The organism is Clostridium cibarium (genome assembly GCF_014836335.1).
In the GTDB taxonomy this organism is placed as follows: domain Bacteria; phylum Bacillota; class Clostridia; order Clostridiales; family Clostridiaceae; genus Clostridium; species Clostridium cibarium.
In genome coordinates this window covers 289,149-304,387 of record NZ_JACSRA010000001.1, presented here as the reverse complement: position 1 = coordinate 304,387, position 15,239 = coordinate 289,149, and the positions used below count along the sequence as shown (strand labels likewise).

At 29.3% G+C, this 15,239-nt stretch carries 10 protein-coding genes; 5 read left to right on the top strand and 5 right to left on the bottom strand.

What is annotated here, in order from left to right; translation table 11 throughout:
• Positions 1-73: 73 nt before the first annotated feature.
• Together H9661_RS01275 and perR are read right to left on the bottom strand one after the other, a co-directional pair.
• On the bottom strand, positions 74-997 hold the full coding sequence (locus H9661_RS01275) for a hypothetical protein (protein WP_191767500.1): 924 nt from the start codon (positions 995-997) through the stop codon (positions 74-76).
• Between the two features lie 102 nt (positions 998-1,099).
• The gene (perR, locus tag H9661_RS01270; protein WP_191767499.1) at positions 1,100-1,510 is read right to left on the bottom strand and encodes a transcriptional regulator PerR; all 411 of its coding nucleotides are present in this window, start codon (positions 1,508-1,510) and stop codon (positions 1,100-1,102) included.
• 195 nt (positions 1,511-1,705) lie between these two features.
• On the opposite strand from perR, the gene H9661_RS01265 reads away from it, so the two are divergent.
• Both H9661_RS01265 and H9661_RS01260 read left to right on the top strand, forming a co-directional pair.
• On the top strand, positions 1,706-2,035 hold the full coding sequence (locus tag H9661_RS01265) for a hypothetical protein (RefSeq protein ID WP_143316299.1): 330 nt from the start codon (positions 1,706-1,708) through the stop codon (positions 2,033-2,035).
• Between the two features lie 236 nt (positions 2,036-2,271).
• Entirely contained in the window at positions 2,272-2,481 is a 210-nt protein-coding gene (locus H9661_RS01260) for a hypothetical protein (RefSeq protein WP_143316300.1), read from the top strand.
• Between the two features lie 105 nt (positions 2,482-2,586).
• On the opposite strand, the gene H9661_RS01255 is transcribed toward H9661_RS01260, so the two are convergent.
• A complete protein-coding gene (locus tag H9661_RS01255; RefSeq protein ID WP_191767498.1) occupies positions 2,587-4,062 on the bottom strand; it encodes a nicotinate phosphoribosyltransferase in 1,476 nt (491 codons plus the stop codon).
• 180 nt (positions 4,063-4,242) lie between these two features.
• Here H9661_RS01255 and H9661_RS01250 point away from each other — a divergent pair, with 180 nt between their 5' ends.
• A complete protein-coding gene (locus tag H9661_RS01250; RefSeq protein ID WP_207729606.1) occupies positions 4,243-6,243 on the top strand; it encodes an ATP-dependent helicase in 2,001 nt (666 codons plus the stop codon).
• A gap of 60 nt (positions 6,244-6,303) precedes the next feature.
• The gene (locus H9661_RS01245; protein ID WP_143316303.1) at positions 6,304-7,632 is read left to right on the top strand and encodes a CCA tRNA nucleotidyltransferase; all 1,329 of its coding nucleotides are present in this window, start codon (positions 6,304-6,306) and stop codon (positions 7,630-7,632) included.
• 334 nt (positions 7,633-7,966) lie between these two features.
• Here H9661_RS01245 and H9661_RS01240 read toward each other — a convergent pair whose 3' ends face one another.
• A complete protein-coding gene (locus tag H9661_RS01240; protein WP_143316304.1) occupies positions 7,967-8,995 on the bottom strand; it encodes a metallophosphoesterase family protein in 1,029 nt (342 codons plus the stop codon).
• A 328-nt stretch (positions 8,996-9,323) separates the two neighbouring features.
• Between H9661_RS01240 and polC the strand changes: the two genes are divergently transcribed.
• Positions 9,324-13,673 (top strand): DNA polymerase III subunit alpha, encoded by a 4,350-nt coding sequence (gene polC, locus H9661_RS01235; RefSeq protein WP_191767497.1) that lies wholly within the window; start codon positions 9,324-9,326, stop codon positions 13,671-13,673.
• A 502-nt stretch (positions 13,674-14,175) separates the two neighbouring features.
• Here polC and H9661_RS01230 read toward each other — a convergent pair.
• Positions 14,176-15,225, bottom strand: coding sequence for a metallophosphoesterase family protein (locus H9661_RS01230; protein ID WP_143316305.1), 1,050 nt, complete (start codon positions 15,223-15,225; stop codon positions 14,176-14,178).
• Positions 15,226-15,239: the final 14 nt, after the last annotated feature.

Below are 15,239 nucleotides of genomic sequence, written 5' to 3'. Positions count from 1 at the left end.
CGCCGTATACCGAACGGTACGTACGGTGGTGTGAGAGGTCGGTAGATAAAATAATTATCTACCTCCTACTCGATTAATTACTATAAAAAGATGAAATTTTAAAAGAGCCATCTATTGTTCGCTGACAAATTAGTTGAATAGTCAGTTGAGATTTAAAAGAGTCATTTTTGTCTTTAATAAACTTTTCAAAATTCAATTTCCATCTCATAGAAGATATGTTGCCTTCATTATCTATATTTTCATCATAAAAGAAACCATTTTGAAAGCTATAAGTGTTATGTTCTTTATCTAAATTCCAGAGTAGAGCTAATTCATTCTCTGACATACCTTCTTTAAAAATATTTGGTATTGCATCTACTTCATAATCTTTTTGAATTAAATTTATAAAATCTTGTATAATATCTATGCTATGAGGTGTTTTTGTATCTTTTGTAATATCCAAGAGTTTATTGTTGATTATCATGAAAGATGTAAAAAAGGAAGTGCTGTCAAAGGAATTGACATTATACACCTCAGGAGTTTTATTACAATTTGAATTTATAATTCCCAAAATATTTTTTTCACTTGTTAATATGTTCTTGAAATTGCCATTTTCCCAAGTGAATATATAATTAATGTTTTTTTTATCTTTAGTGCCTTGGACAATTATTTGAGGACAGGTTCCTCTTCCTAAGTTCTTAACATATAAGGATATTGGCCAATAAGAAGAATTAGAGGCTAAAATATTATTATTGCAAAAATTACTTAAATAATAAGTCTTATTATTTGAAGTGATTTGGACATCGCTAAAACCATTTTTAGAGATAACTGATAACGTGTCTTTTTTTCCATCTCCAGTTAAATCAATTTGGTTATTTTTATCTATATTTATTGGGTTAAAGACATCAGCAAATTTTGAAGAGTTATCAGGGATTAGTAACAAAAACATCATAATTGTGTAAATAAGTAAAATAGAAAAGTAGAGAATTTGTTTTTTAGATATAATAATTAATTTCATTAATAAATCACCTCCATAATTTATATGAAATGATTTATAAGAATATAATTTAACTATTGTAAAACAGATAATAATAAATAAAGATTGCCATATAGGCAATCTTTATTTATTACAACTTGGACATACTCCATAAAAATAAACTTTATTAGAGAGTACCTTGAAATTTGTATGTTTACTTGCTTCAATGTTTAAGTGGTCTAACTCAAAAGAAGTAAAATCTTCAACTTTACCACAATTTATACATTGTATATGAGGATGTGAAGCTACATTTCCATCATACCTAAAGTTCCCTTCACCCACATTAATTTCTTGAATTAAATCTACCTCAACTAGAGTTTTTAAAGCTTTGTAAACAGTAGCTAGACTCATTGTAGGATATTCAGGTTGAAGATCATTATAAATTTTTTCAGCTGATGGATGAGCTGTGGTTTGCATAAGGTATTTATATACAGCTAATCTTTGAGGAGTAAGCTTTAATTTCTTTTCTTTAAATATAGCAGTTATAGTATCCATTAAATACATTCCTTCCATTATAGTATAATTTATTATAGTTTATGGGATAAGAAAAGTCAATTGTTATTCATAGAGTGTTGTAACTAAATAATAATTGCTATTAAATTTTACAAGAAAATGAATATCGATAAATCATTGATTTTGTAATAAAATGGTGCTAAACTTTAATAAGAGAGTAAGCAAGGAGGAATCAATATGGCAAAATATAAAGTTGGAGAACAATTGATAATAGTAAATGATCCTAGTGAAGAAAAAGGAAAGCTAAAGGAATTAACACATTTAACTGTAGAGGATGATTATGCACAGTTTTCTTGGGGTATAAAGATACTTAATGTTGAATATGATAAGCCAAATGTAACATTAACATATAGAAACTTCAAAGGACAAAAGAATAAGGTTTTTGCTATTTGTTCAGATATAGAGAACTTTGATCAAGAAAAAGTTTTAGAAAAAGCTTTATTAAAGGCTTTCCAAAATGAAATTATTGATATATCAGTTTTTAAGAATACTAGCATAGAAAGATAGAAGGTTTACAACCTTCTTTTTTTGTTTTATTACTTTTTTATTATAAACAGATTATTACCTTTATGTTTTAATAAATCTATAATATAATGAAAGAAATAGTAAACTATAAAATGGTAACAATTTAAATTAGCTTTGACTATGGATAAACAAGAGGGAATAACAGAGTTTACTTAAAATGAGTAGTTGTATAAAATATGTCATAATTAATTATGAGGAATTTAAAGGGTGAGGATTTTATGAGTAAATGTCCATTTTGGTCAACTGGGAAAGAAAAAGTAGAATGTTATGGAGAATGTCCAATGAATAGATTTTTCGCTATAGAGGACAATTGTCCTTTTAAAGAATATCTATCGAATAGTAAAATTTCTTTTAAAGAGATTGGTGATTATGAATACTCTTTTGATGATGAACCAGAAATTGATTTTATTTCTGAAATGACAAAATAGTAATTTTAAAAGAATAGAGAATTTAAATAAGGCATAAAAACTACAGATTTAGGGGATTTGTAATTTTTATGCCTTGGTTTCTCTATAAGTAGAATCCTTGATGATTTACTTATAGATGTTACTATATTTATGAAGTAGATCTTGCTTTAAATTCCATAGCTTGTCTGATAAGTCAACATAATAAGTATGAGGATTTTCAAATCTAAGAACTTCTGGCCAAATTTTTTCTGTTTCCTTTTTAGCAAATTCTTTAATTTCTAAAACAGTAGGACTATTATAAACTAGTTGGCCTTCTTTAAATATAGGAATTAATAAATCTTTGGTGTAGAAATTGGTGAGTTTTTTTCTTTTCCAAGTGTGAACAGGATTAAATAGTTCTAAAACTTCATTTTCATTAATTTCTTCATCATGTAATGTCAAAACGTCAGCTAAAGCCATATGATTTTCTTTATCGAATATTCTTACTACCTTTTTAAATCCTGGATTAGTTATTTTTTCATCATTTTCACTTATTTTAATTTTAGGAATTATAGAGCTATCTTTTTCAATAGCAGAAAGCTTATAAACTCCACCAAAAACAGGTTCTGATTTAGCTGTAATTAATCTTTCACCAACTCCAAATGAATCTATGCAAGCGCCTTGTTCTAATACATCCCTTATTATATACTCATCCAAAGAATTTGAGATGACTATTTTACAATCAGTATATCCTGCATCATCTAGCATTTTTCTACAACGTTTAGTTAGATAAGTTATATCTCCAGAGTCTATCCTAATACCTGCAGGCCTAATCCCTTGTGGTTTTAGTATCTCGTCAAATACTTTTATTGCATTAGGTAATCCAGATTTTATTACATTATAAGTATCAATAAGTAGTACACAGTTATCTGGATAAATTTCAGCCCATGATCTGAAAGCTTCGTATTCAGTATCAAACAGTTGCACCCAACTATGAGCCATTGTACCTACGGCAGGTATGTTGAATAGCTTGTCTGAAATAGTACAAGCAGTTGAACTACAGCCTCCTATAACAGCAGCTCTAGCACCGTAAATTGCACCATCATATCCTTGGGCTCTTCTTGAACCAAATTCCATAACAGGACGCTCGTTTGCTGCTCTACAAATTCTATTTGCTTTAGTAGCTATTAATGTTTGATGGTTTACAGTTAATAGAATCATAGTTTCAACAAATTGTGCTTGTATAATTGGGCCTCGCACGGTAACTAAAGGCTCATTTGGAAAAACAGGATTTCCTTCTGGAACTGCCCAAACATCACATGAAAATTTGAAGTTTTTTAAATAAGTTAAAAATTCTTCAGAAAACATATTTTTATTTCTTAAATATTTTATATCATCATCTGAGAAGGCTAATGAACTAAGATATTCAATTAACTCTTCAACTCCTGCCATTATACAGTATCCGCCACCATCAGGTACTCTTCTAAAAAACATATCAAAGTATGCTATCCTATCTTGAAGCCCTTTTTCAAGATATCCATTTCCCATAGTTAATTCATAGAAGTCAACAAGCATTGTTAGATTTCTATCATTGTGTACATCAAATGAGTAAATATTGTTCATCTTAATCTCCTCTTTCAAAATAAATACTTATGCCTATTGTACCTCTATGAGAAAATTATTACAATGATAAGTGGAAGTCTCAATTTTATGTTTGGTTATTCTAATTTATATAGTGAGGAAATGTTGACGGAGTTTTAGTTTAATTAAATAAGGTAATACTTCAATAATAGGAGGATTATTATGAAGTTAGATAAATATCAGTTAAAAGCAGTGAAGGCAAAAGAAAGAAATATACTAGTAGTTGCAGCACCGGGTTCTGGAAAGACAACAGTAATAATTAATAGAATAAATTATTTAGTTAAAGATTTATCTATAAATGAAGGTAACATAATAGTCTTAACATTTACTAAAGCTGCAGCGCTAAACATGAAAAATAGATATTTAGATAGGTTTAAAAGAGATAGAAGTCCTTTCTTTGGTACATTTCATGGATTGTTTTATAAGATTTTATTAAGGGAAGGGCATAAGATAAATATAATTCAAGGATACATGGCTAATAAGATTGTAGAAGGTGTACTCAAGAAGTATTCAGATGATGTAAGTGAAGATAAAATTAAAGAAGCTATAAATAATATATCTTTATTTAAAACATCAGGCATGTCTATAGAAGCGTTTAAACCATCTATAACAAAAGAAATATTCATAGAATGTTATAATAAATATAAAATTTATAAAGAAGAAAATAATCTTATGGATTTTGATGACTTAGCAATTATAACTTTAGATCTAATGAGAAGAAATGAAAGACTAAGAGAAGGTTATAAGGAGTTATTCAAATATGTATTGGTAGATGAATTTCAAGATTGTGATGAACTTCAAATAGAGTTTTTAAAAATGATGAATGATACTAATTCATTATTTGCAGTTGGAGATGAAGATCAGTGTATTTATTCATTTAGAGGGTCAAAGCCAGAATATATGGTTACTTTTGATAAGATATTTAAAGGCGGAAGAAAGTATTATCTTTCAAAAAATTATAGAAGTAATAAAAATATAATTCAGGCTTCGAAAAAAGTAATAGCTTGCAATAATGAAAGAAATAATAAAGAGATTTTTGCAAATAAGGAAACAGAGGGAATAATAAATTGTGTAGCTCCGTATGATGAAAGAATTCAAGGGGAAGAGATATATAGATGTATAAAAGATCTTGAAGCAAGCGGAGAATATACCTATAGTGATAACATAATTCTTTATAGAACCAATATGGAATCAATGAGTATAGTAGATGCATTTATAAGATATAAAATTCCTTTTACAATGCTTGATAAAGAGTTTAATTTTTTTAATCATTTTATATGTAGAGATTTGATAGCTTACTTATCATTAGCAAATAATCCTTATGATAGGGAAGCGTTTATAAATATAATAAATAAACCATTTAGATATATAAGTAAAACTGCCTTAGCATATGTAAGAGAGTATAAGGAAGAAAAAAATCCTTTTGATATATTAATAAACAAAACAGATACGCCTCCTTTTCAAAAGAAAAAGTTAGATGAACTTAAGAGTGATTTTAATTATCTAAAAAAGTCTTCATTAAGTAGTAGTATTCAATTTATAATAACTGATTTAGGGTATATTGATTATTTAAAGGCATATGCTGAAAAGTTTAAAAGTAATTTTGAAGATTTAGAGGATATACTGGAGGAATTCAAAACTTCTGCAGTAGCTTTTAGAAGTATTCAAGAATTTTTTGTACATATAGATGAGGTAAGCAAAAAGCTTGAAGAAAGTAAGAAAAGTAGAAATGAAGATAGAGTGTTATTAAGCACTATTCATGGAGTGAAGGGAATGGAATTTAAGAATGTCTTTATGATTAATTGTAATGAAGATACAATCCCTCATGCGTCTGGTAAGGAAAATAATTTGGAAGAGGAAAGAAGACTTTTTTATGTTGGTATGACTAGAGCAATAGACAATTTATATCTTTTTGTACCTAAAATGAGAAAGGGGAAGTTTAAGGAAGCTTCTAGATTTATCATAGAAGGTGGATTTATTGAAGAAAGCAATTCACAACATAGTTTAAAGAAAGGAACAGAAGTGCACCATAGAACTTTTGGAAGTGGAAGAGTTGATGAGGTTAATGGTGATGAAGTTAAAATTAAGTTTGATGATGGAATAATGAGAAAGTTTTCAGGAAATGTTCTTATGAATAATGGATTAATTATGGTAATCCAATGAATCAAGTTACAATAAAGTAGAAAAAAATAATTATTGAGATAAATAGTGAGGTGATACTTAATGAGTATAAAAATTAATATACCTGAGGATGTAAATCTCATCTTAAAGACATTACAAAATAATGGTTATGAAGCATATATAGTTGGCGGATGCGTTAGGGACAGTATTTTAAATAGATCGGTTAATGATTGGGATATAACTACATCAGCAAGGCCCGAGGAAATAATAAAGTTATTTGAAAAGATTATTCCAACAGGATTACAACATGGAACTGTTACTGTCATGATTAATGATGAGGGATATGAAGTGACCACTTTTAGGAAAGATGGAGAGTATGAAGATAGTAGACATCCTAGTAAAGTAGAGTATGTAACTTCAATTTTACTAGATTTATCACGTAGAGATTTTACTATAAATTCGATGGCTTATAACGATGCAGTTGGTTTAGTAGATCCTTTTGAAGGTATAAAAGATCTAAAAAATAAATTAATCAGGTGTGTTGGGAGGGCTAAGGATAGATTTAGTGAAGATGCCTTAAGAATGTTAAGAGCACTAAGATTTTCAGCACAATTAGATTTTGATATTGACTTTGAAATTACAGAAGCTTCTAAAGAGTTACATGAAAGCTTAAATAAAATTTCGGTAGAGAGAATTCGAGAAGAATTTAATAAAATTCTAATTAGTAATAGTGAAAAACTAGAAATAGGATATGTTTTTAAATTAACAGAGTGCTGGGTGTCAGAGTTAAATGGATTAGAGGAGTTTAGCCAAGATAATCCGAATCATGTTTATTCTTTATTTGATCATACACTTAAGTCTACTAAATTAGTAGAAAATACATTGCATTTAAAATTAACGATGCTATTACATGATTTAGGAAAAGTTAATACAAAGACTATAGATGATGCCGGAATAGCTCACTATTATGGACATCCTAATGAATCAGCTAAAATTGCTGAAAAAATATTGAAGAGGCTAAAATATGATAATGATACTATAGAAAAAGTTTTAACTTTAGTGAAGTATCATGATTCAGAACTAAGAAGTAGGAAAAGTGTTAAAAAAATGTTGAATAGAATAGGAGAGGAGTTATTAAGAGATTTAATTAAGGTAAAGTGGGCAGATATATTATCACAAAATTTAGTATATGCTAAAGATAGACTTACAAACTTAGTTAATGTAGAACAGAAACTGAATGAAATTCTTGAAGCAAAAGAATGCTTTTGTATAAAAGATCTAGCCATCAATGGCAGTGATTTAATTAATTTAGGAGTAAAGCCAGGAAAAGAAATAGGAGTGTTGCTTAATATATTGTTAGATAAGGTAATAGAAGATAATAGTTTAAATAACAAAGAATTTTTGATAGAAATTTATAAAAAAATTATTTAGAAAATAAAGAAGAATGGCGTATATAGGGGGGCACCATTCTTCTTTATTGCATTATTTAATTCTAGGGGAACAAATAATGATTAACTACTATGGCTTTATTATATAAGGATATTGTGGGAATATAATGTGAAATGAATAAAATATTTAAAAGTAGAAGTAATTAAGTTCTTCTTTTTTATATAATTTGTTAACAATTCTTTTGGAGAATTTAGTATAAAAAAACAACTCCTTCTTATAATAAATTATTCTTGTTAAGAAGAAGTTGTCTTTATTAAGTTTACACAAGATTTAGTACAACGATTTATATCTAAATTATTTTCAGTATAATCTGTTATTAAAAATCAACAGTACGTGTATTTATTGTTTTACAGCCAGCATTTGTATATTTAACACCTGTCACAACTATACCATCAGTGTATACTGTAACGTGATATCCTTCAGGCCCATTGCTATCAACTTCTCCAATTGAAGGAACACTAAAAATTTGAGATGATGAATCACCTAAAGAATAGAAATTATCAAAATTCCATACATCATTATTACTAAATTGTTTATGAGTATGTCCAGTGAACATTACAATTTCAGGATGACCACTTAGTGCACTTTTAATAACATTACTGTTATTTGGATAGATGTATCCCCAAGAATCAAAATTAGATCCATAAGTTGTATCATATACAGGTTGATGTGAGAAAATAAACATAGGTTTTCTACCTTTGGCTGTTTTACTTCCTTCGTAAGTATTATCTCCAATAAATGAAGTTAACCAGTTTAATTGATTACTAGAAAGACTTGAAGAACATGGATTAACAGGTATTTCGTCAGTTCCTAAGAATGCAAGTCTATCATTTTTGCTATTAATGTATTGTGAATCATATGAGTTATTACGTTGAAAATTTGTTACTATACCTCTAGTATCTAGAGAACTTTGAATATCATTTATTCTGCTATTAAATAAGTTAAGACCGTAACTATAAGGTCCTAATGTATATGGGCTGCTTTCGGATGCATATTCATGATTACCAATATTAAAATATACAAATGGAAGATCATTTTTGCAGTTTTTCACAATTCTCTTCAATTCATCATAATTTTCAGTTTTAGAATTATCAACTACATCACCATTAATTACTATACACTGCTCATTTTTGTAGTAACTGGAATTTTTCATAGAATATTTTATAGCATTGAAGGTAGTTTCTAACTTCGTAGAAGTATCCCAGGACTTATCAGCGCCTATATGCGTATCAGAAATAACGTCGAATGAGTATGCTGCACTTGCAGAAATTGATGTTGCAGAAATTAATCCTATAGTAGAGATAGTTGCAATTAAAGTTTTTAAAAACATTTTTTTATTTTTCATAGATTACCCCCTAATTATTATAAGTGATTAGAATACACTTACTTAATATTGAAATTATATAACAATAATAAAAAAATGTCAAATCATGGCACAAAGGGTTGGGAATAGAGCTAAGTAAGATAATAAGGAATAATAAGTTAAATAATATAGAAATATTATTAGAAATTGCTAAAATTATGATTTAGTGGAGGCATAATGTTCGAAAAAATAATTATTCATTATATTCAAGAATACAAAATGGGAAGTGTTTGTGATAAAATTAAATGAAATATATTCTATAGATAATAATAATATGACAAAAAATTAAAAAAGAAGGATAATGAGTAGTATGAAAAGAGTAGGCGAAGTTTTTAGTGATTATAAAATGTATGGAAACATAAATACTGCCGTTATAGAATCTGTAGCTATACGAAAGAGAACTAGAATTTTAGAAATGGAAATTAGTTCAGGCAATTATATTGAAATAGAAGAAATTGATAAACTGAGTAAATTTATAAAGGAAAAATTTCAATTAAATGATTCTAGAATAACTGTAAAATATTCAGATGGAATAACTGTAAAACCTATTGAAGAAGAGTTGAAAAACATTGTACTTTATATGGCGAAAAAGCATCCAGTATTAAAGGCTGCAGTGAATAATAGTGAATATGAAGTAGAGGGAAGTAATATTAACTTCAATTTTAGAATTCCAATAGCAAATTTTTTCAAAACTATGGAATATGATAAAAAAATTCATAATGTTATAAAAAATATGTATGGCAAAACTTATAATATAAATTTTATTGATAAAGTAAGCGTTGAAGATATAGTAAGGATGGAAGAAGATAAACGTGCAAATGAGATGGAGTATATAAAAAATGAGATCAAAAATATACAAAATATTAATGCAGCTGTTGAACAATCTAAAAAAGTTGAAGAAAATAATCAGGAAACAAAAGGTAAAGGAGATAGTAAAAAAGGAAATCCATTCTTGATTTTGGGGAGAAGTGCAAATATTAAAGATCCTGTAGTAAAAATAATCCATATTACACCAAACGAAGGAAGAGTAGTAATAGAAGGAGAAATATCTAATATAGAAGCAAAGGAATTAAGAAGTGGAAAAACATTGATTTCTTTTGATTTATATGATGGATCAAGTTCTTTAACTTGTAAGGTGTTTTGCAAGCCTGGTGAAGAAGTAGAAGTGTTATCTAGACTTAAAAAGGCGAAAGGGGTTAAGCTTGCTGGAAATGCAGGGTATAGCAATTTCTCTCATGAAGTTGAACTTATTGCAAATATTGTAATTGAAACAGATGGAATTAAGAGAGTTAAAAGGCAAGATAATTCAGAGGTGAAGAGGGTAGAACTTCACATGCATACACAAATGAGTCAGATGGATGCCATGTCTAGTGCTACTGATTTGATTAAAAGGGCTATGAGCTGGGGAATGAAGTCTATTGCCATAACAGATCATGGAGTTGTACAGTCATTTCCTGAAGCACACAAGCTACTTGGAAGAGATAACAAAGATATGAAAGTAATATATGGGGTGGAAGCTTATTTAGCACCTGATAAAAAGCCATCTACAACCAATATAAAAGGTCAAAGTATTGATACTACATATTGTGTTTTAGATTTAGAAACTACGGGATTTTCCCCAGTAACAGAAAAAATTACTGAAATAGGTGTTATGAAAGTCAAGGATGGAAAGGTTATAGATAAATTTAGCTGTTTTGTAAATCCTCAAAAGCCAATTCCTGCAAGGGTTATAGAGGTTACTAATATAACTGATGATATGGTAAGTGATGCGGAAACTATAGAACAGGTATTTCCTAAACTTTTGGATTTTATTAAAGATACTGTTTTAGTTGCTCATAATGCTGAATTTGATATTAATTTTCTAAAACATAATGCAAGGGTTTTAGGATACGATTTTGATTTTACTTATATGGATACATTATCACTAGCACAGGAAATTTTTCCGGATTTTAAAACTTATAAATTAGGGAGAATTGCTAAGAATCTTGGTATAAAGGTTGAGGCAGCTCATAGAGCTTTAGATGATGTTGATACTACAGTTAAGGTATTTAACATAATGATTGACAAGTTAAAGGAAAGAGGAGCGCAGACTTTAGAAGATATTGATATATATGCTTCTGATGAAGAATCTAAGAAAGTATCTTATAAAAAGGTTAAGACTTATCATGCTATAATTTTAGCAAAGGATTATGTAGGATTAAAGAATCTTTACAAGCTTGTATCATACTCTCATTTAGATTATTTTTATAAAAAACCACGTATTTTAAAGAGTATGTATGAAAAATATTCAGAAGGTTTAATTCTTGGAAGTGCTTGTAGTGAAGGAGAGCTATTTCAATCAATTCTTCTAGGAAGATCTGATGAGCAGATAGAAGAAATTGCAAAGTACTATGATTATTTAGAAGTTCAACCTCTAGGAAATAATGATTATTTAGTAAGGCAGGGGCAAGTACCAAATAAAGAATATATACAAGAGATTAATAAAAAAATAATAGGACTTGCAGAAAAATTAAATAAGCCAGTAGTTGCAACAGGAGACGTTCACTTCTTAGATCCTGAGGATGAAATATATAGACGTATATTAGAAGCAGGACAGGGATTTAAAGATGCAGATGAGCAAGCACCATTATATTTAAGAACAACAGAAGAAATGCTTAAAGAATTTTCTTATTTAGGAAGAGAAAAAGCTTATGAGGTTGTAGTTACAAACACTAATAAGATAGCAGATATGTGTGAGCCAATAAGTCCTATATCTCCAGAAAAATGTCCGCCACATATTGAAGGTTGTGAGCAGACAATTAAGGATATTGCATATGGAAAGGCACATGAACTTTATGGAGATCCACTACCAGAAATCGTTCAGGCAAGACTTGATAAAGAACTTGATTCAATCATAAAAAATGGATTCTCAGTAATGTATATTATAGCTCAAAAATTGGTGTGGAAATCAAATGAAGATGGATACTTGGTTGGGTCTAGAGGATCTGTAGGATCTTCTTTTGTTGCCAATATGACTGGTATAACAGAAGTTAATGCACTTCCACCACATTATAGATGTGCCAAATGTAAGTATTCCGACTTTGAAGATTATGGTGTATTAAATGGTTTCGATTTACCTGATAAAGTATGTCCTGTTTGTGGAGAAAATCTACATAAGGATGGGATAGATATACCATTTGAAACTTTCTTAGGGTTTAATGGGGATAAGGAACCTGATATAGATTTAAACTTCTCAGGAGAATATCAAGCAAAAGCTCATAGATATACAGAGGTTATATTTGGGAAAGGTACAACATTTAAGGCTGGAACCATAGGTACTATAGCTGAAAAGACAGCTTTTGGGTATGTTAAAAAATATTATGATGAGAAGAATATTCCAATAAATAAGGCAGAGACAATAAGAATTTCAACAGGGTGTACTGGTATAAAAAGAACTTCTGGACAGCATCCAGGGGGGATTATAGTTGTGCCAAAGGGAAGAGAAATCTTTGAATTTTGTCCCGTACAGCATCCAGCAGATGATCCTAATTCAGATATTATAACAACCCATTTTGATTATCACTCAATTGACCAAAATCTTTTGAAGCTCGATATACTAGGACACGATGATCCAACAGTTATAAGAATGCTTCAAGACTTAACTGGAGTTGATCCGCATGAGATACCTATGGATGATAAAGAAACTATGTCCTTATTCTTCTCTACAGAGGCTCTTGGGGTAACTCCGCAGCAGATAAATTCACAGGTTGGAACCTTTGGGATTCCGGAGTTTGGTACTAAGTTTGTTAGAGGAATGCTTGTAGATACAAAGCCAAGAACTTTTTCTGATTTATTATGTATATCAGGTCTTTCTCATGGTACGGACGTATGGCTTGGAAATGCTAAGGACTTAATTGATAATGGAGTAATTACCAGCATAAGTGATGCAGTATGTACAAGAGATGATATTATGGTTTATTTAATTAAAAAAGGGCTTCCACCAAACACTGCCTTTAAGATAATGGAAACTGTCCGTAAGGGAAAAGCATTAAAGGAACCTAAATGGGGAGAGTATGAAGAATTAATGAGAGAAAATGATGTGCCAGAGTGGTATATAGAATCTTGTAAAAAAATAAAATACATGTTCCCTAAAGCCCATGCTGCAGCTTATGTAATGATGGCCTTTAGAATAGCTTGGTTTAAGGTTCATATACCTAAGGCTTATTATGCAACATACTTTAGTATTAGAGCAAAGGCTTTTGATGCCGAATTTATGATTTTTGGAAAAGAAAAAGTTAAGGAAAAGATGAAGGAAATCCAAGCTATGGGTAATGAAGCTGGACCTAAGGATAAAGATATGTACGATGATTTAGAGATAGTTCTTGAGATGTATGAGAGAGGAATTAAATTTCTTCCAATTGATTTATATAAATCTCATGCTACAAAGTTCCAACTTGAGGAGGAAGGCATAAGACCATCTTTAAATAGTATATCAGGTATGGGGAATGTGGCAGCGGAAAGTATAGCAAGTGCTGCTAAAGAAAAAACATTTAATTCAATAGAGGATGTAAAGAAACGTTCAAAGATTGGAAATGCTGCTATAGATTTGCTTAGAAGATTCGATTGCTTAAGAGGTCTTCCAGAAAGTGATCAAATGTGCTTTTTCGATGGTCTTATGTAGTGTAAGCAATTAAAAATTTCATGTGAATAGCATACAGAGAAAATACTATGGAGTTTGTTATATAAAATAAATAGAAAAAGCATTCTTCATAATGATATTATCCCTTTATAGTAAATAGTTTTAAATAATAAAACTATTTCTATGAAGGGAAATTTTTTAATAATTATTTAATAAGTAAATTGAATATGAGAAAGTTTTAAGAATGAAAAAAGATAATGCCTTAATTAAATATAAATAAAAAAGAATGGCTTAACATAAGGGGGAGATAAGCCATTCTAAAAAATGAATTTTTAAAGAGAAACAAATAATGCTTTAACTACTTTATGAGTCTAATTATAGAAGTATATTATGACAAAGATGTGGCAGTTTCGTTTAGAGCTATGAAATATGGAAGAAAAATTAATGCATATAATAGTAGAGGAACTTATTATGGAAATAAATAAAGAGGATATTATGAGAAAGTGCTCAATAATATCCTCTTTTAAATTTTATTATTAAATTTCTAGAAATCAACAGTACGTGTATTTACTATTTGACAACCGGCATTTGTATATCTAACGCCTGTTACAACTATGCCGTCGCTATAAACTGTAATATGATATCCTTGAGGGCCTTTGCCTGAATCATTTCCAATTGAAGGAACATTAAATATACTAGCAGAATTATCCCCTAAAGAAAAGAAATTATCGCTATTCCATTCATCATTTTCTTTAAATTGTTCATGAGTATGGCCAGTAAATACTACGATTTCAGGGTGTCCAGTTAACCACTGCTTAACATAGGTGGTGTTATTTGGATAAAGGTATCCCCAATCATCAAAAGTAGATCCATAAGTTGTTTGATATAATGGTTGGTGTAAAAAGATAAACATAGGTTTTTTTGAATCTCCACCCTCGTTTGTATTATCTTGAATTCTACCTTGTAGCCAATTAAGTTGAGTATCAGGATTAAGGTAAGCAGCGCAAGGATTAGTAGGTATTTCATCAGTACCTAGGAATAAAAGCCTATCATTTTTATTATTAATATATTGAATATCATATGAATTATCACGATCAGTATCAGTTACTTTACCCTTTGTATTTGCACTTAGAAGTTTTCGAATATTATTTGTATTACTGTTAAATCTATTAAGACCTGTATGAAAGTCTTCTATAATATTTGGTTGAACATAAGGATTAGCATCATATTCATGATTACCAATATTAAAATATATGTATGGAAGACCATCCTTTTGTTGATTTACTATATTATATAATTTATTATATGATGATTGTTGAGAGTTATCGACAACATCACCATTTATAACAATACATTGTTCATTTTTATATTTTCCGTTTTTTATGTTATTTTTTATAGATTCAAAGGTAGTGTTTAGATTTGCATTAGGATGAAAAGCACCATTAGGTGAAGGATCATCATCAGGTCCTATATGAGTGTCAGAAATGACATCGAATGAGTATGCAGCGCTTGCTGCAGTTGGTGTTACAGATATAAGCCCTATCGTTGAAATAGTTGCAATTAATAATGTTAATAAACTTTTGTGTTTTTTCATTGTTTTACCCCCTG